General features: G+C 72.2%; 13 protein-coding genes. 2 read left to right on the top strand and 11 right to left on the bottom strand.

The genetic code is table 11. The annotated features are described in order from the left end of the window. Positions 1–93 precede the first annotated feature (93 nt). Complete coding sequence (locus AB0A61_RS12545; protein ID WP_361290341.1) at positions 94–1773, top strand: sodium:solute symporter family protein; 1680 nt, start codon at positions 94–96, stop codon at positions 1771–1773. A gap of 20 nt (positions 1774–1793) precedes the next feature. After that, positions 1794–2120, top strand: a complete 327-nt coding sequence (locus tag AB0A61_RS12540; protein WP_361290338.1) for a hypothetical protein — start codon at positions 1794–1796, stop codon at positions 2118–2120. Positions 2121–2611: 491 nt separating this feature from the next. Here AB0A61_RS12540 and AB0A61_RS12535 read toward each other — a convergent pair whose 3' ends face one another. The 11 genes from AB0A61_RS12535 to rsmI all read right to left on the bottom strand — a co-directional run bounded on the left by AB0A61_RS12535 (position 2612) and on the right by rsmI (position 17499). Continuing rightward, a complete protein-coding gene (locus tag AB0A61_RS12535; protein WP_361290335.1) occupies positions 2612–3322 on the bottom strand; it encodes a response regulator transcription factor in 711 nt (236 codons plus the stop codon). A 278-nt stretch (positions 3323–3600) separates the two neighbouring features. Next, positions 3601–5787 carry a PQQ-binding-like beta-propeller repeat protein gene (locus tag AB0A61_RS12530; RefSeq protein WP_361290332.1) on the bottom strand — a complete coding sequence of 729 codons (2187 nt, stop codon included), beginning with the start codon at positions 5785–5787 and terminating at the stop codon, positions 3601–3603. A gap of 114 nt (positions 5788–5901) precedes the next feature. Further along, the gene (locus tag AB0A61_RS12525; RefSeq protein WP_361290329.1) at positions 5902–7746 is read right to left on the bottom strand and encodes a PQQ-binding-like beta-propeller repeat protein; all 1845 of its coding nucleotides are present in this window, start codon (positions 7744–7746) and stop codon (positions 5902–5904) included. A 258-nt stretch (positions 7747–8004) separates the two neighbouring features. Further along, a complete protein-coding gene (locus AB0A61_RS12520) occupies positions 8005–9822 on the bottom strand; it encodes an ABC-F family ATP-binding cassette domain-containing protein (protein ID WP_361290327.1) in 1818 nt (605 codons plus the stop codon). 48 nt (positions 9823–9870) lie between these two features. Beyond that, complete coding sequence (locus AB0A61_RS12515; protein ID WP_361290324.1) at positions 9871–11178, bottom strand: hypothetical protein; 1308 nt, start codon at positions 11176–11178, stop codon at positions 9871–9873. Positions 11179–11302: 124 nt separating this feature from the next. Beyond that, entirely contained in the window at positions 11303–12211 is a 909-nt protein-coding gene (locus AB0A61_RS12510) for a 4-(cytidine 5'-diphospho)-2-C-methyl-D-erythritol kinase (RefSeq protein WP_361290322.1), read from the bottom strand. Next, entirely contained in the window at positions 12208–13116 is a 909-nt protein-coding gene (rsmA, locus tag AB0A61_RS12505) for a 16S rRNA (adenine(1518)-N(6)/adenine(1519)-N(6))-dimethyltransferase RsmA (RefSeq protein ID WP_361290319.1), read from the bottom strand. Before rsmA ends, AB0A61_RS12510 begins: the two co-directional genes overlap by 4 nt. A gap of 148 nt (positions 13117–13264) precedes the next feature. Continuing rightward, positions 13265–14854, bottom strand: a complete 1590-nt coding sequence (locus AB0A61_RS12500) for a ubiquitin-like domain-containing protein (RefSeq protein WP_361290316.1) — start codon at positions 14852–14854, stop codon at positions 13265–13267. Positions 14855–15006: 152 nt separating this feature from the next. Continuing rightward, positions 15007–15885 carry a TatD family hydrolase gene (locus AB0A61_RS12495; RefSeq protein ID WP_361290313.1) on the bottom strand — a complete coding sequence of 293 codons (879 nt, stop codon included), beginning with the start codon at positions 15883–15885 and terminating at the stop codon, positions 15007–15009. Positions 15886–15944: 59 nt separating this feature from the next. Then, the gene (locus tag AB0A61_RS12490) at positions 15945–16373 is read right to left on the bottom strand and encodes a hypothetical protein (protein ID WP_361290310.1); all 429 of its coding nucleotides are present in this window, start codon (positions 16371–16373) and stop codon (positions 15945–15947) included. A gap of 277 nt (positions 16374–16650) precedes the next feature. After that, positions 16651–17499, bottom strand: coding sequence for a 16S rRNA (cytidine(1402)-2'-O)-methyltransferase (rsmI, locus tag AB0A61_RS12485; RefSeq protein WP_361290307.1), 849 nt, complete (start codon positions 17497–17499; stop codon positions 16651–16653). Positions 17500–17517 lie beyond the last annotated feature (18 nt).

Genomic DNA, 17517 nt, shown 5'->3' with positions numbered 1-17517 from the left:
ATCCAACAAAGCCGACCATCAAATGTGTTCAAATACTGAACGCCGAGGCGTAGGTTCGCCGCTGGATCAGTTCGCGCAACGAAGCGAGTTCTCATGCACACCCCCACGTACCTGGCAGCGGGGCTACGGCTGCCGACCAACGGGATCGACTACACGATCCTCGGGATCTACTTCGTCGTGGTCCTGGGCATCGGCTTCGCCGCCCGCCGCTCGGTGAAGACCAGCCTCGACTTCTTCCTCTCCGGGCGCTCACTGCCCGCCTGGATCACCGGTCTGGCGTTCATCTCGGCCAACCTCGCCGCCACCGAGATCCTGGGCATGGCCGCCAACAGTGCCCAGTACGGCGCCTACACCGTGCACTGGTACTGGATCGGCGCGATCCCGGCCATGGTCTTCCTGGGCCTGGTGATGATGCCCTTCTACTACGGCTCCAAGGTCCGGTCGGTCCCCGAGTTCCTGCTGCTCCGCTTCGACCGGGGGGCGCACCTGCTCAGTTCGATCCTGTTCGCCTTCGCCGCCATCCTGATCTCCGGCGTGAACCTGTACGCCCTCGCGATCGTCGTTGAGGCGCTGCTGGGCTGGCCGCAATGGGTGGCGATCGTGGTCGCCGGGGCCTTCGTGCTCGCCTACATCACCCTCGGCGGTCTGTCGTCCGCGATCTACAACGAGGTGCTGCAGTTCTTCGTGATTCTCGCCGCCCTCATCCCGCTCGTCGCGCTCAGCCTGCGGAAGGTCGGCGGCTGGGACGGCCTGACCCACAAGCTCACCGCGACGCACGGGGCGAACTTCGTCACCGCCTGGGGCGGCACCGGCATCGGGGACACCAACCCGCTGGGCGCCAACTGGCTGACCATCGTCCTCGGCCTCGGCTTCGTACTGTCCTTCGGCTACTGGACGACCAACTTCGCCGAGGTCCAGCGCGCGCTGTCGGCGAGGAACCTCTCCGCGGCCCAGCGCACCCCGCTCATCGCCGCCTACCCGAAGATCTTCATCGTCTTCCTGGTGATGATCCCGGGTCTGGTGGCCGCCGCCCTGGTGCCGAAGATCGGCACCCCCGGCTCGGGCCTGCAGTACAACGACGCGATCCCCTACCTGATGCAGGAGCTGCTGCCCAACGGCGTGCTCGGCATCGCGGTGACCGGTCTGCTCGCCGCCTTCATGGCCGGTATGGCGGCCAACGTGTCGTCCTTCAACACCGTGTTCACCAACGACATCTGGTCCAAGTACGTGGTCCGGCACCGCGAGGACGAGTACTACGTGCGGTTCGGCCGGATCATCACCGCGATCGGGGTCCTCGCCTCGATCGGCACGGCCTTCCTGGCCTCGTCGTTCTCGAACATCATGGCCTACCTGCAGACGCTGTTCTCCTTCTTCAACGTGCCGATGTTCGTGGTCTTCATCATCGGCATGTTCTGGCGGCGCGCGTCCATGAAGGCCGGCTTCTGGGGCCTGCTCGCCGGCACGACGGCGGCGATGGTGAACTACTTCGTCCTCTACAAGCAGGGCATCGTCCGCATCCCAACCGACCAGGGCGCCAACTTCGTCTCCGCGATCGTCGCCTTCGTGGCCGGTGCGGTGGTCATGTTCGCCGTCTCGCTGGTCACCTCGCCGAAGCCGGACGACGAGCTGCAGGGCCTGGTCTACGGCACCCGCTCGCCCGGTATGGCCGAGCCGCCCGCGCCCGGTGACGAGGCCTGGTACCGCCGGCCGGCGCTGCTCGGCTGGGGCGCCGTCGTCCTCGCCGCCATCTGCTACATCCCGTTCTCGCTCTGACGCGGGAGGATTGAGAAACCATGACTGATCAGTCCGGGTACTCCGGGTTTTCCGAGAAGGACGTCCAGCGGGAAGTCACCGAGCTGGAGGGCAAGTCGGCGACCGCCGCACGGATCTTCGACCTGCGGCGCATCATCGGCGGCCTGTTCGTGGTGTACGGGATCATCGTCACGATCGTGGGGATCACCGACTCTCCGGCCGCCATCGAGAAGGCACAGGGCGTCAACATCAACCTGTGGACCGGGATCGGGATGCTGCTGCTCGGTGTGTTCTTCCTGGTGTGGCTGAAGCTGCGGCCGGCCGTGCCGACGACGCCCCCACCGCCGGAGGACGAGCCCAAGCAGTGAGCCGATGGCATGCGCCTCGGGCCAGCGGCCGAAGACATGGGCCTCCGGGTCCGCGGGGCCAGGGGCCCATGCCGTCGCCTCCGGGTCCGCGGGGCCAGGGGCCCATGCCGTCGCCTCCGGGTCCGGGTCCGGAGGCACAAGCCATCGCCTCCGCTTCCGGGTCCGCGGGGCCAGCGGCCGAAGACATGGGCCTCCGGGTCCGCGGGGCCGGAGGCCCATGCCGTCGCCTCCGGGTCCGGGTCCGGAGGCACAAGCCATCGCCTCCGCTTCCGGGTCCGCCTTCGGCTCCGTTTCCGGATCCGGAAGCCCATGCCATCGCCTCCGCTTCCGGGTCCGCCTTCGGCTCCGTTTCCGGATCCGGAAGCCCATGCCTTCGGCACCGTTTCCGGGTCCGCCTTCGGCTCCGTTTCCGGGTCCGGAGGTCAATGCCTTCGGCTCCGTTTCCGGGTCCGGAGGTCAATGCCTTCGGCTCCGTTTCCGGGTCCGGAGGTCTATGCCTTCGGCTCCGTTTCCGGGTCCGGTGAGGTGGGATGCGGGAGGGGGCCCGCGCGGTCCAGCAGGCCGGTGCGGGCCGCCAGGGCCGCCGCCTCCAGGCGGGAGCCGACGCCCAGTTTCATCAGCACGCGCTGTACGTGCGTACGGGCCGTGCTGGGCGCTATGCCCATGCCGGCCGCGATCAGCCGGGTGTCCTCCCCCTCCGCGACCCGGACCAGGACCTCCACCTCACGCGGGGTCAGCATCTCCAGCAGGCGCTGTCCCTCGTCGTCCGGCTGGGCCGCCGGGTTGAGGAGCTCACCGAAGGCACCCTGGAGCAGCTGGGGCGCCACCGCCGCCTCCCCGGCCCTGGCCTTCATGATCGCGCGCTCGACCCCTTCTATGCGCTCGTCATGGCGTACGTATCCGGAGGCACCGGCGGCGAACGCCGCCGCGATGCCCCGCGGCGACGGAACCGGCCCCAGCACCACCACCGCGACCTGCGGCCGCTCCCGCTTGATCTTCGCCACCGGGTCGAACGCCCCCGGCTCGGCCGGTGTCGCCGTGCCCAGCAGGCACACCTCCGGCGCACGGCTGATCACCAGATCCGCCGCACCCGCGGCCGGCGCCGCCGCGGCCAGCACCCGGTGCCCCCGCAGCTTCAACGCCGAGGCCAGCGCCTCGGCGAGCAGTCGGTGGTCGTCGACCACCATGAGCCGCACTCCCATCGAGCAACCCCCCAGTCCCCCCAACGGATGCCCACTATGGATGCCCACTGGATCCCACGGACAGCCCCCCAACGGGCCGGTGGCCCCCCGGCACACCCGCCCTTCATGCCCCCGGAAGCTACACGCTTGTTCGACGTTGCGCTGCCCCTACCGGCGAGAAGTGCCCCGGATCGACGGACTTTCTGGCATTGCTCGCATTCGAGGGTGATGAGCGGTAACGCGCACGGCCCCGCCCCCGAGCGGGGGCGGGGCCGTGGCGGTGCGGCCGCAGGGCGGGCTCAGCCGACCGTGCCGAAGGCCAGCAGCAGGTACTCCTTGTCGGACGACGAGGTGGACTTGTGGGCGAACACCTCCGACATGTACAGGTGGCCCTGCGCGTAGAGGATCTCCGCGTAGTCCGGGGACATGCTGGTCTCCGCGTTCCGCACCACCTCGGTGGACGGGTTCTCGAGCAGCTTGGTCTCCTTGAAGGTGCTGCCGTCGATGCTCACGATCTGGCCGCCCTTGTCGTAGGGCGGGCGCTTGTAGGCGATGACGTTGCTGCCGTCCATGCGCAGCGGGTAGATCATGTAGCCGTCGCCCGCGTCCGCGCGCTGGCCGGTCTGCCTGCCCGTGGCCAGGTCGAAGGCGACGACCTCGTTGGTCTTGCTGTACTCGCCGGAGCCGTCGTGCTCCTCGGTCGGCACGTACAGCCTGTCGTTGCCGACCGCGAGCCCGGTGCACAGCTCGACCCTGCTGATGCCGTCGCAGCGTGCGGCGTACTTGTCGCCCGGCGCCGAGATGTGGGCGCGCAGCCGGCCGGTCTTGTTGTCGATGGAGAAGAAGTCGGAGATGCCGCTGCCGTCGCCGGCGCTGTCACCGACGTCGGCCGCCACGACCAGCGGGTTGGTCGACACGACGGCCGCGTACTCGATACCGGCCGACATCTTGTACTCCGAGATCACCTTCCCGGACTTCGGGTCGATGGTCTGGATGTGCAGCTGACGCTGGTCGTAGGAGCCGCACTTGCGCACCGCCACCAGCTTGTCGCCGCCGCCGTAACCGGCGTCGTAGCAGGTGTCGGACGGCTTCGGGGCCCACAGGACCTTGCCGGTGGGGATGTCGAAGGCGGCACCGCCACTGGTGCTGCCCACGGCGACCGTGCTGCCGCTTACCGTGACGTTGTCGAGGCTGACCAGCTGGTCGCCGCTCTTGACGGTCTGCGTCCACAGCTTCTTGCCGCCGTCGAGGTCGATCGCGGCGACCTGGCTGCAGCCGTGGGACGGCTTGGCCTTGGTCGGCATGGCGGGCTCGTAGACGATCGCGGTCCGGCCGTCCGCCGAGGTCTGACGGCTGGCCTGGCACACCGGCCCGGGCAGCTTGATCGACCACAGCCTGGTGCCCTTGTCGCGGTCGTAGCCGGCGATCTCGGCGACCCCGCTCTTGGCGTACACCTTGTCGGTCAGCCAGGAGCCGGAGGTGACGATCGTGTCGCTCACGGCGGGCATCGGCACCTGGTAGAGGACCTTGGCCGCGGCGTTCGCCGGCACCTTCTCCTTGCCGCCCGAGGAGGTACCGCCCGTACCGCCGTCACCGCCGTCGGGGTTCTTGCCGCCGGTGCCGCCGCTGGAGCTCGCGGTGTCCTTCTTGCCGCTGCCGCCGGAGGACTTCGCGTACCAGACGCCGCCGCCGACGATCAGGGCGATCGCGACGACGGCCGCGACGATGATCACCAGCTGCGCGTTGACCTTCCGGCCGCCCCCGGCCGGCTGCGCGGCCTGGGGGTGCAGCGGGACCGTCGAGGGCTGGCCCGGGTAGCCGTAACCGGGTTGCGGGGCGCCGTACGGGCCCGGCTGTCCGGCGTATGCGCCCGGCTGCGGGGCGTACGGGTTCGGCTGCTGGCCGGGGTAGCCGTAACCGGGCTGCGGCTGCGCGGGGCCCTGGGGCGGCTGCGGGGCCTGGGGATAGCCGTAGCCGGGCTGGGGCTGCGGAGGTCCGGTCGGCGGGGCCGGCGGCGGAGGCGTCTGCGGGGCGCCGTGAGGCGGCGGAGGCGGCTGCGGGGCACCCTGTGGCGGCGGAGGAGTCTGCGGTGCGCCCTGCGGCGGCGTAGGCGGCTGCGGGGAACCCTGCGGGGGCTGGGGCTGCTGAAGACCCTGCGGCGACTGGGGAGCCTGCGGGGCCTGCGGGGCCTGCGGGGCCTGCGGGGCCTGCGGGGCCTGCGCAGCCTGCGGGGCCTGCGGGGCCTGCGCAGCCTGCGGGGCCTGCGGAGCTTGCGCAGCCTGCGGGGCCTGCGGGGCCTGCGCAGCCTGCGGGGCCTGCGGGGCCTGCGGGTAGCCGTAACCCGGCGCCGGGGCAGGGGACTTGGTGAGGTCCGGCGCGTCCGCGGGGGGCGGGGTCTGCGCGGGCGGCTGGGGCGGCTGGTCCTGGGGCGGGCCGAACCCGCCCTGCTGGGGCGGCTGCTGGGGCGGCGGGGGCGGCTGGGTCATGACGGGTACACCTCAAGGGGACGAAGACGAACGAGCGAGCGGAGAAGGCGGGTGATCGGGACGGCACCTGAGCGGCGGCCGCCCGGCCGGAGCGGGCGGGGCGACCGGGCCGCCTCACTTGCCGAAGGCGAGCATCAACTTCTCCTTCGTCTTGTCGTTGCCGTTCAGGTGGGTGGTGGAGATGTAGAAGCGCCCGTCGACCCAGTCGACGTCCTTGGAGAAGAAGCCGTCTTCGATCTGCGCGGTGCCCTGCGGGTTCTGCAGCAGCGTCACCGGCGTACGGCTCGCCCCGGTCGTCGGTACGGCGACGATCCGGCCGCCCGCGGAGTACGACGGCTGGACGTAGGCGATCAGCTTCCCGTTCTCCACCTTGATCGGCATCATCGAGGTGTCCGAAGGGGACTTGACGCGCCACTTCTCCTTGCCGGTGGCGAGGTTGACGGCGACGATCTCGTTGGGACCGCTGGAGGCCTCGGTGGGCAGGTAGAGGGTGCCGGCGTCGGAGGCGACGTACTGGCAGCCCTGGAGGTCGCGGTCGAGGACGGCGTAGTCGCACTTCGCGTCGAAGGAGGCCTTGGAGTCGACCTGGGAGCGGATGGAGCCGTCGGTGTTCAGGGTCGAGATGTTCCAGTGCTTCTTGTCCTCGTTGGTCGAGTACAGGATCACCGGGTCGAGGGAGTAGGCGCGCTCGACCGTCCAGCCCTTGGGGATCTGCTTGGTCCACTTGACCTTGCCGGTGGCCGGGTCGAGCTCCTGCACCTCGTCGTGCTGGTTCGCCTGGCTGGCGTCGCACCACGAGACGGAGATCAGCCGGGCGCCGCCCGCGAACCCGGCCGGATAGCAGGCCTGGCCGTAGTGCTTCTTCTCGAACAGCTTCTTCCCGCTGTCGACGTCGTACGCGATGCCCGACTGGGAGCGGCCCACCATCAGCGTCCTGCCGGTGAGGGACAGCTCGATGCTGAGCGTGCTGTCGAACAGCTCGCCCTCGGGGACCTCCAGGCTCCAGCCCTTCTTGCCGGTGTTCAGGTCGATCTGCTGGAGGTGGTTGCACTTGGCGCGGTCGCTGGTCCCGCTCATGTACGCCACGACGACCTTGCCGTCGGCGGACTGCTGCCGGGTGACGGCGCAGATCTTCTGCGGGAAGGTGACAGGCGCCCAGGTGGGGTTGCCGTCGCCGACGTTGTAGGCGAGGAGCTGCTTGTACGCCGCCTTCACCGCGGTCTTGTCGGTGATCCACATGCCGGGGGCGTCGGCGCCGGAACCGGGCGCGTCGGGCGCCTCCTTGTACCAGAGCACCTTCGCCTCGCCGGGCTTGCGGCCCGCGTTGAGGTCCTGGGTGTCCTTGCGGCCGTCGCCGCTGCCGTCACCGGGGTTGGCCGGGTCGCCGGAGGCGGAGCCCGTGGCGGCGCTCTGCTCGGCGACGGGCTTCTTCTTGTCGCCGCCGCCGGACACGGCCCACACGGTGCCGCCGACGACCAGCAGTGCCGCCACCGCGGCCGAGACGACGAGCGCGGGCTTGCCCTTGAAGGGGTTGCGGGAGGCGCCGCCGGGCGGCGGGGTTCCGGGCGCGCCCGGGAACTGCGGCTGCGGGTAGCCGTACCCGTACCCGGGCTGCTGACCGTACGGGCCGGGCTGCTGCGGCTGGCCGTAGGGGCCGGGTGCGGCGGGCGCGCCGTACGGGCCCGGCTGGGCGTAGGGGCCGGGCTGCTGCGGGTAGCCGTAGCCCGGCTGGGGCTGCTGCGGGTAGCCGTAACCGGGCTGCGGCGGTCCGGCGGGCGGGGCCTGGGGCGGCTGGGGCGTGGGCGGGGCCTCGCGCGGGTCCTGGGGGGCGCCGAAACCGCCCTGCGCGGGCGGGGTCGCCGGAGCTTCGGATGCGCCCGGCCGGGCGGGCTGCTGCGGCGGCTGGTCCTGTGGTGCTCCGAAGCCGCCCTGCGGCGGCTGACTGGGCGGCTGAGCCATCAGCGCGCTTCCCCCTCATTCACTGATTTTTAGCCACGCCCTGAGGTACGTGATGGACCCAGAGTCGTACTCAGACAGTTGTCCGACGGATCTTTCTACCACTGGCCACCGACAGCAGAACGGGCCGGATCCGCCCCTGTTCCCAAGGAAGAACCGGCCCGTGATGGCCTCGTTACGCGCCTTCACTCCCCCTTCACGCGGCGCGCGCCACGCCACCGCGCGCCGGGCGGGTGAGCCGTGGCGCGCGGCACGCGACTGCTATGCGTCCTCCGCGAGTTCCAGCCAGCGCATCTCCAGCTCCTCCCGCTCGGACGTCAAGTCGCGCAGTACGGCGTCGAGTTGGGCAACCTTCGCGAAGTCGGTGGCATTCTCGGCGATTTGGGCGTGGAGCATGGTCTCCTGCTCGGCGATCCGGTCCAGGTGCCGCTCGATCTTCTGGAGTTCCTTCTTCGCGGCCCGCTGCTCGGCGGCGCTCTTCTCGGGCGCGGCCTTGTCCGGCGCGGGCGCGGCAGCCGAGACGGCCGCGGCGGCGGCCTGCTGCTCCATCCGCTGCCGCCGCTCCAGGTACTCGTCGATGCCGCGCGGCAGCATCCGCAGCGTGCCGTCCCCGAGCAGGGCGTACACGGTGTCGGTGGTGCGCTCGATGAAGAACCGGTCGTGGGAGATGACGATCATCGAGCCGGGCCAGCCGTCGAGAACGTCCTCCAGCTGGGTGAGGGTCTCGATGTCGAGGTCGTTGGTGGGCTCGTCGAGGAAGAGGACGTTGGGTTCGTCCATGAGCAGCCGCAGCAGCTGCAGCCGGCGCCGCTCACCGCCGGAGAGGTCACCGACCGGCGTCCACTGCTTCTCCTTGCCGAAGCCGAAGGTCTCGCACAGCTGCCCGGCGGTCAGCTCGCGCCCCTTGCCGAGGTCGACCCGCTCGCGCACCCGCTGTACGGCCTCCAGGACCCGCCAGCTGGGGTCCAGTTCGGCGACCTCCTGGGACAGGTACGCCAGCTTCACGGTCCGGCCGACGGCGACCCGTCCGCCCGCGGGCTGCGCCTCGCCCTCCGTACGGGCCGCCTGAGCCATGGCGCGCAGCAGGGAGGTCTTGCCCGCGCCGTTGACGCCGACCAGGCCGATGCGGTCGCCGGGCCCGAGCTGCCAGGTGACGTGCTTGAGCAGCACCTTGGGCCCGGCCTGGATGGTCACGTCCGCCAGGTCGAAGACCGTCTTGCCGAGCCGCGAGGAGGCGAACCTCATCAGTTCGCTGCGGTCGCGCGGCGGCGGGACGTCCTTGATCAGCTCGTTGGCGGCCTCCACCCGGAAGCGCGGCTTGGACGTACGGGCGGGGGCACCGCGCCGCAGCCAGGCCAGCTCCTTGCGGACGAGGTTCTGCCGCTTGACCTCCTCCGTGGCCGCGATGCGCTCGCGTTCGGCCCGTGCGAAGACGTAGTCGGAGTAGCCGCCCTCGTACTCGTACACCGTCCCGCGCTGCACGTCCCACATGCGGGTGCAGACCTGGTCGAGGAACCACCGGTCGTGCGTGACGCACACGAGTGCCGAGCGCCGGTCCCGCAGGTGCTGGGCGAGCCAGGCGATGCCCTCGACGTCGAGGTGGTTGGTGGGCTCGTCGAGGACGAGCAGGTCCTGCTCCTCGATGAGCAGCTTGGCGAGCGCGATCCGGCGCCGCTCACCACCGGACAGCGGCCCGATCACGGTGTCGAGCCCCTTCGGGAAGCCGGGCAGGTCGAGCCCGCCGAAAAGCCCGGTCAGCACATCGCGGATCTTGGCGTTGCCGGCCCACTCGTGGTCGGCCAGATCGCCGATGACCTCGTGCCGCACGGTCGCCCCCGGGTCCAGGGAGTCGTGCTGGGTGAGCACGCCCAGCCGGAGCCCGCCGGAGTGCGTGACCCGCCCGGTGTCGGCCTCCTCCTGCCTGGCCAGCATCCGGATGAGGGTGGTCTTGCCGTCGCCGTTGCGCCCGACGACACCGATCCGGTCCCCTTCGGACACGCCGAGCGAGACACCGTCGAGCAGGGCACGCGTGCCGTACACCTTGCTGACGTTCTCGACATTGACCAGGTTGACGGCCATTTCTCTCCTGCCCGGGGGGATCGATCGACCCTCAAGGGTAGTCGGAGCTCAGCCTTCGTCTCCGGGCTCCTGCTGACGCAGCCGGTAGCGCCACACCGCCCACAGCTCCTCCCGCAGGTCGTCTGCGTGCACGGGGCCGACGAACAGCCTGGCCTCCAGGCACCGTGGATCGTCACGGTGGGCCAGCCCGCTCACCGCACGGACCCGGACGCGCTGCCGCTCGTCACGGGCGAGCGCCATCAGCGAGTCGGCGACCGCCGGCTCCGGTACGGAGTCGGCGACCGCCGGCTCCGGTACGCGCAGGTGCCCGAGCCACCGGGCCAGCCGTTCGCGTACGTCGGGGTCCGGGTCACGGACCAGTGTGAGCACCGCGGCCAGGCTGTCGGGGCGGACCACGTCCCCGTCCTCGGACAGCTCCAGGGTTTCCGGCACCAGGCCGCGCACCCGCGCGTCCGGATGCGTCAGGTGCGGCAGGCCGACGGCTTCTATGTCCGGGCCGTTGTCGTGGGTCAGCGCGTGGAGGACGACGGCCAGCACCTCCGGGTCCTGCTCGCGCCCGGCCCAGGGCGCGAGTTCCCGCGCCCGGTCCCAGAACGGGGCATGTCCCTTGCGGATGTCCCCCAGGACCAGACCCAGCAGCAGGTCGGCCGCGAGGAGCCGGTGCAGGCGGTCGGGGTGAGCGCTCAGGTCCACGGCGGCCGTCCAGGTCTCCTCGTCGACGCGGCAGCCGAGTGTGAACACCACCTGGGACCACACCGCGTGGTCCCGGTCCGGGTGGTTCAGGGCGCGGGCGGCCAGTTCCGCGAAGGGCGTGCGCTCCCCGTAGCGCTCCTCCAGGGCGGTGAGAATCGCGGCGTGGCCGTCGCGTGCGGTCAGCCCGCCGAGCGCGACCTGCTCATAGGCGTTGTACGAGGGACCGTCCCAGGCCCGGGTCCGCCGGGCCGGCCCACGCAGGCCGGTCCTGCGCCGCAGCTCCGCCTCCACGCCGGTCTTCACCCAGTGCCGGGCCCGCGCGATCAGCTCCTCGCGCGCGGGTGCCCTGAAGGGGATCGGACCGCGTTGCAGGAGGGTCCAGGTCATGGCCACCGAACCGCCGTCCACCGCGCGCAGGAGCGGTGTGGTCCCGTCGGGCAGCCGCCGCAGCGGGTCGGCCCGGGCCTCCAGCAGCGCCTCGGCGACCGGTTCGTCGTACGCCGCCACGGCCAGGCACAGGACCGGGACGCCCTCCTCCTCGTCGACCGTCTCCGGATCGGCCCCGGCGTCCAGCACGGCCCGCACGGCCCCGGCGTCACCGTGTCGCACGGCCGCGACCAGTTGCCCGGCCTCCCGCGCGGCACTCTCCTGCGCAGCACTCATGCGCAACCCCCCTTTTTCAGTTTTTAAGCTTTTTCAGTTCATTCGGCTCACGTCCCCAAAACCGGGCCCGCGCGGCACATGCAGCCCGTCCGGCGACCCGGGCGCCCAGGGGGTGTCGTGCCCCCTAGGAGACACGGCCCAGCACAACCGCCCCCGGCACCGGCCCGGCAGCCACCCGCACCGCGCGGCACGCGCCGGACGCCCGCAGCGCGTCCGCCACCCCCGCGGCCGCCTCCTCGTCCCGGACGAGGAACGCCGTGGTCGGCCCGGAACCGGAGACCAGCGCGGCGAGGGCGCCCGCGGCACGCCCGGTCGCGAGGGTGCCGGCGAGCTCGGGGAAGAGGGACAGCGCGGGGGGCTGGAGATCGTTGGAGACGGCCGCGGCGAGCGCGTCGGCGTCGCCCTTGGCCAGTGCGTCGAGCAGCTCCTCGGAGGCGACGGGCTCGGGGATGTCCGTGCCCTCGCCCAGCCGGTCGAACTCGCGGAAGACCGCCGGGGTGGACAGTCCGCGGTGGGCCATGGCGAACACCCAGCGGAAGGTGCCGCCGACCACCAGCTCCTGGAGCTTCTCGCCCCGCCCGGTGCCCAGCGCCGCCCCGCCCACCAGGCTGAACGGCACGTCACTGCCCAGTTCGGCGCAGATGTCGAGCAGTTCGTCGCGGGAGGCGTTGGTGCCCCACAGCGCGTCGCAGGCCACCAGCGCGCCCGCGCCGTCCGCGCTGCCGCCCGCCATGCCCCCGGCGACCGGGATGTCCTTGGCGATGTGGATGTGCACGTCGGGACTGCGGCCGTACCGCTCGGCGAGCGCGAGGGCGGCGCGGGCGGCCAGGTTCGTACGGTCCAGGGGTACCTGGCCGGCGTCCGTCCCCGCGCAGGTGATCCGCAGCCCCTCCGGCGACGGGGTCACCGTGACCTCGTCGTACAGGCCGACCGCCAGGAAGACGTTGGCCAGGTCGTGGAAGCCGTCGGGCCGGGCGGCGCCCACCGCGAGCTGGACGTTGACCTTGGCCGGGACGCGGACGGTGACGCTCACTGGTGACCGGACTCCTGTGTCGGGGATGCGGGGGTCGTCTCCCGCTGTGACGCGGCCTCAGCGATACGCGCGAACTCCGCCACGGTGAGCGACTCACCGCGTGCCTGCGGCGAGACGCCGGCCGCGACGAGGGCGGCCTCCGCGGCGGCCGCCGACCCGGCCCAGCCGGCGAGCGCCGCCCGCAGGGTCTTGCGCCGCTGGGCGAACGCCGCGTCGACGACGGCGAAGACCTCACGCTTCGTGGCCCCCGTCCTGATCGGCTCGGTTCGCCGGACCAGCGACACCAGCCCGCTGTCGACGTTGGGCGCGGGCCAGAAGACGTTGCGGCCGATGGCGCCGGCCCGCTTGACCTCGGCGTACCAGTTGGCCTTCACGGACGGCACGCCGTACACCTTCGAGCCCGGCGGGGCCGCGAGCCGGTCGGCGACCTCGGCCTGCACCATGACGAGGGTGCGCTCGATGCTCGGGAAGGTGTCGAGCATGTGCAGCAGCACGGGGACGGCGACGTTGTACGGCAGGTTCGCCACCAGCGCCGTGGGGGCGGGACCCGGCAGCTCCGTCACGTGCATCGCGTCGGAGTGGACGAGGGCGAACCGGTCGGCGCGCTCGGGCATGCGGGCCGCGACGGTCGCGGGCAGTGCCGCGGCGAGTACGTCGTCGATCTCGACGGCGGTCACGCGGTCGGCGGCCTCCAGCAACGCCAGGGTGAGGGAGCCGAGCCCCGGGCCGACCTCGACGACCACGTCGTCCGGGCGGACGTCTGCGGTGCGGACGATGCGGCGGACCGTGTTGGCGTCGATCACGAAGTTCTGGCCGCGCTGTTTGGTGGGGCGTACGCCGAGGGCTGCCGCCAGCTCACGGACGTCGGCGGGGCCCAGCAGGGCGTCGGGGGTGGGGCTGCTCACGGCACAAGGGTACGGGGCCGACGGGGGGCGCCCGTGCGGCCGGGCCGGGCCGCGCCCGGCTGGGCTGGATGGGCCGGGGTGGGCTGGATGGGCGTGTTGGGATGTTGGGATGGATGGGCTTGGCTTGGCCGCCAGGGTGCCCGGGGCCCTACCCGTGCAACCGCTGCCCGCAGTGCGGCCAGGGACTCGCCCCCCGTTTCAGGTACAGCTTCTTCGCGCGGTACGTCTGTTCGTCCGCGGGTGCGTCCTGGGGGCGTCCGGTGCCGCCGAGGCTGTGCCAGGTGCCGTTGTCGAACTGGTAGAGGCCCCCGTACGTGCCGGAGGGGTCCACGGCGTCGGGCCGGCCGCCGGACTCGCACGCTGCGAGTCCGTGCCAGTCGAGGTGGTCGGTGCCCCGCACGGACGGCGGATGGGCCTTGGTGCCCACCCTGATCACCTGCGGCTGCGGCTCGCGCACCACCTGCGTAGCGATGCGGCGCGGCTTCTCCCGCACGCCGTTCACGGTGCGCAGGGCGTACGTGATCCGGCGCACTCCCGGCTGCCCGGCCCGATCGACCACCTCCGTGCCCCTGAACAGCGAAGGGTCGGCGACGCGCTGCACGCTGAAGGGGATCGGTTCCTCCCTGGCCTCCCGGGTGCCGGTGATCCGCAGCACGGTGACCGTCTGGCCGTCGCGCGGGAAGCTCCCCGGCGCCACGGAGGTGGTGTCCTGGCCCCGCAGGGTGATCCCGGCCTCCTCCACCGCCTCCCGCACGGTCGCCGCGTTGGTGCGGACGGTGCGGGCGCGGCCGTCCGCCATGATCGTCACCGTGCGCTCGGTGCGCACGTCGAGCGCGAGTCCGGTGCGCCCGATGGGCTGGGACCGCGAGGCCGACAGGTACGCGCCCTCCGCGCGCACCCCCAGCTGCCTGAGCGCCCCCTCCACCGTGCGTGCCGTCGTCCACACCTCGTGCCGGTGTCCGTCGAGAGTGAGCCGTACCGGCCGCCCGTAGCGCACCGCCACCTCGTCGCCGCTGGCCAGGGCCGTGCCGGGGGCGGGCGCCACCACGTCGTGCGCGCCGACGCGCACGCCCTGTTCGGCCAGCAGTTCGGTCACGTCGTCGGCGAAGGTGTGCAGCGTGCGCGGCCTGCCCTCGACGTCGAGCTCGATCGCCTTGTCCTTGGCCACGAACGCGGTGGTGCCGCCGGCGAGGAAGACCACGACCAGCGCCTGCGGCAGCAGTCGGCGCATGTTCGCCTCCGGGCGCTCCGCGTACCGGGGCCTGCGCCGTCGGGCGCCGCGCCGCCCGGCTCCGCCGGCCCGCCCGCCGGGGGCCCGCCCCTCCCCGGCCGGAGCGCCACGGCCCTGGCGGGGAAGCAGCGGCGCGGCCGCCTCGTACGCGGGCCGGTAGGTGTCCTCGTGGGCGGGCCGGTGAGTGCTCTCGTGCGCGGGCCGGTGAGTGCTCTCGTGGGCGGGCGTGTACGTGTCCTGGTGGGCGGGACCGTACGCGTTCCCGCCGACCGCCGGCCGGTACGCGTCCTCGCGGGCCGTCTCGTAGGCCGCCTGCGCCCGGTGCGTCATCTGGGCCCCGGGCGTTCCCGGGACCCCGTAGCCCAGCGTCTCGGCGTCGTGCACGTCGTCCGGGCCGCCGAGGTGCACACCGCCGGGCACGGCGTAGGGGTCGTACACCAGTGGCTGCGGGGCCGGGTGCAGGCTCGGGCCGTAGCTCCCGTACGTCTCGTACCGCGGGTTGCTCAAGACGACACGCTCCAGAGGGCCTAGGGGTCCGAGGGTCCGGATCGGGCCCCCAGAACCTAGCGGAGCCCCCGTCACTCTCCAAAGCGACGCGACCACGCAGCGTCGCCGTCGGCCCGTCCTGAACGCTTGTGAGCGTTTTCGGCCGGTTGGCGTCAGTAGTCGAAGGCGCGGGCCGTGTTCGCGGCCAGGGCCGTCGCCAGCGCGTCCTCCTCGATGCCGCGCACGGCGGCCATCGCGCGCACCGTGACCGGAACGAGATACGGGGCGTTGGGCCGTCCGCGGTACGGCGCCGGGGTCAGGAAGGGCGCGTCGGTCTCGACCAGGACCAGCTCCAGCGGGGCGACGGCGAGGGCGTCCCGCAGGTGCTGGGCGTTCTTGAAGGTGACGTTGCCCGCGAAGGACATGAAGTAGCCCGCGCGGGCGCACATCTCGGCCATCTCCGCGTCCCCGGAGTAGCAGTGGAACACCGTCCGCTCCGGGGCGCCCTCCTCCTTGAGGACGCGCAGGACGTCGGCGTGGGCGTCACGGTCGTGGATGACCAGGGCCTTGCCGTGCCGCTTGGCGATCTCGATGTGGGCGCGGAAGGACCACTCCTGTGCGGCCTTGCCCTCGGGCCCGGTGCGGAAGTAGTCGAGACCCGTCTCGCCCACGCCCCTGACCTGCGGCAACGCGGCCAGCCGGTCGATCTCGGCCAGCGCCTCGTCCAGCGCCGCGTCACCGCCCGGCTCACGCGAGCCCTGCCTCGACCATCCGTCCGGGTCGCCGTGCACGATGCGCGGGGCCTCGTTCGGGTGCAGGGCGACCGTCGCGTGGACGTTCCGGTACGCCGCGGCCGTCTCGGCGGCCCACCGGGAGCCCTTGATGTCGCAGCCGACCTGGACGACGGTGCTCACTCCGACGGACGCGGCCTTGGCGAGGCCCTCCTCGACCGTGCCGGACTGCATGTCGAGGTGGGTGTGGGAGTCGGCGACCGGTATCCGGAGCGGCTCGGGAAGCGGCGGTGCCGCGTTCTTGTCGGCGTGGGAAGGCATGCCCCGATCCTACGGAAAGGGCATGCCTTCACCGGTCCGGGCGGGCGTCGGGCGGCCCGTCACCCGGCCTTGCGCTGGAACGGGTGGAGCAGGTCGGACAGGTGCCAGTGGTGACCCGGCTGCTTCGGGGCCGGCGCCTGGCTGTCGGGCCTGGACCGCGGGGCGGACGGCGCGGGGTCCACCACGGGCCCCGCCGGGCGCTGCTGGGCGTGCAGGTGGTACTGCACCGAGGACACCTGCCCGGCCCGCATGATCCGGACCACGTGTCCGTCGCAGTTCTGGCAGGTCGGACGACTCAACGGGGACGGCACGACCCTCCCGTCCGACACGTAGCGCACGAACTCGTTGCCGTCGCCGTCGGTGTGGTGCTCTATCTCGTACGACTGCTCCCAGCCGTGCCCGCACCGCATGCAGGCGAAGGAGTAGGACTCGTTGACGACGGCGGTCGCCGCACCACGGTGGCCGTTCTGCCCTGCGATCTCACTCATGCCAGCTCCTCTTGTCCCCTGGACAAGCACCCCCGGCGCGGGGATTCCCCCCGGAATCCCTTGGGGGTGAGGGACGGGTGCGTCCCTTCACCCAGTGGACGCTTCCACCAGCGCGAACGCATCAGGCCTGTCGAGTGTTGGAGGCGATTTTGGCGTCGCTTGCCACAAGGCACCCGGACGGCCGGTCCTTGCTTTGCCTTTCATGACGCCGCTTTGCCGCCCGATGGGGCGCCCGCTCAAGCGAGATGCGACCTGCTCAGAGGGGGTATGAGCCGCGTCACGCCCCCGCGCGCTTGGCGGCCACCACCGCGTCGAACACCTCGCGTTTGGGCACCCCCGCCTCCACCGCGACCGCGGCGATGGCCTCCTTGCGGCGCTCCCCCGCCTCCTCGCGCACCCGCACCCGGCGCACCAGCTCCTCGGCGCCGACCTCCTCGGGCCCCTTCTCCGGCGCTCCCTCGACCACGACCGTGATCTCGCCGCGCACGCCCTGAGCGGCCCACGCGGCCAGTTCCGCCAGCGCGCCGCGCCGCACCTCCTCGTACGTCTTGGTCAGCTCCCGGCAGACGGCGGCCCGCCGCTCGCCGCCGAACACCTCGGCCATGGCGGCGAGCGTGTCGTCGAGCCGGTGCGGGGCCTCGAAGTAGACCAGCGTGCGCCGCTCGCCGGCGACCTCGCGCAGGCGGGAGAGCCGTTCCCCGGCCTTGCGCGGCAGGAATCCCTCGAAGCAGAACCGGTCGACGGGCAGCCCGGACAGGGCGAGCGCGGTGAGCACGGCGGACGGCCCGGGGACGGCGGTGACCCGGACGCCCTGCTCGACGGCCGCCGCGACCAGCCGGTACCCGGGGTCGGACACGGACGGCATGCCCGCGTCGGTCACGAGCAGCACCCGCGCACCGCCCAGCAGCTCCTCGACCAACTCCGGCGTACGGGCGGACTCGTTGCCCTCGAAGTACGACACGACCCGCCCCTTGGGCGTGACGCCGAGCGCCTGCGTCAGCCGGCGCAGCCGCCGCGTGTCCTCGGCGGCGACCACGTCGGCGCCCGCCAGCTCGTCGGCGAGCCGGGGCGGCGCGTCCTGGATGTCGCCGATGGGGGTGCCCGCCAAAACAAGGGTTCCAGTCACGCGCCCCATCCTCTCAAG

Origin of the sequence: Streptomyces sp. NPDC046197 (assembly GCF_040646295.1) — a bacterium.
Taxonomy (GTDB): Bacteria; Actinomycetota; Actinomycetes; order Streptomycetales; family Streptomycetaceae; genus Streptomyces.
Note: the sequence above shows the minus strand (reverse complement) of the source record. Positions and strands in the feature narration are given on the sequence as shown.

What these genes read in the sequence shown, in the direction of transcription:
- AB0A61_RS12535 (WP_361290335.1), bottom strand. Translation starts at nt 3,322, where the DNA reads ATGGGAGTGCGGCTCATGGTGGTCGACGACCACCGACTGCTCGCCGAG.
- AB0A61_RS12520 (WP_361290327.1), bottom strand. Translation starts at nt 9,822, where the DNA reads ATGGCCGTCAACCTGGTCAATGTCGAGAACGTCAGCAAGGTGTACGGC.
- AB0A61_RS12540 (WP_361290338.1), top strand. Translation starts at nt 1,794, where the DNA reads ATGACTGATCAGTCCGGGTACTCCGGGTTTTCCGAGAAGGACGTCCAG.
- AB0A61_RS12490 (WP_361290310.1), bottom strand. Translation starts at nt 16,373, where the DNA reads ATGAGTGAGATCGCAGGGCAGAACGGCCACCGTGGTGCGGCGACCGCC.
- AB0A61_RS12530 (WP_361290332.1), bottom strand. Translation starts at nt 5,787, where the DNA reads ATGACCCAGCCGCCCCCGCCGCCCCAGCAGCCGCCCCAGCAGGGCGGG.
- AB0A61_RS12545 (WP_361290341.1), top strand. Translation starts at nt 94, where the DNA reads ATGCACACCCCCACGTACCTGGCAGCGGGGCTACGGCTGCCGACCAAC.
- AB0A61_RS12515 (WP_361290324.1), bottom strand. Translation starts at nt 11,178, where the DNA reads ATGAGTGCTGCGCAGGAGAGTGCCGCGCGGGAGGCCGGGCAACTGGTC.
- AB0A61_RS12495 (WP_361290313.1), bottom strand. Translation starts at nt 15,885, where the DNA reads ATGCCTTCCCACGCCGACAAGAACGCGGCACCGCCGCTTCCCGAGCCG.
- AB0A61_RS12525 (WP_361290329.1), bottom strand. Translation starts at nt 7,746, where the DNA reads ATGGCTCAGCCGCCCAGTCAGCCGCCGCAGGGCGGCTTCGGAGCACCA.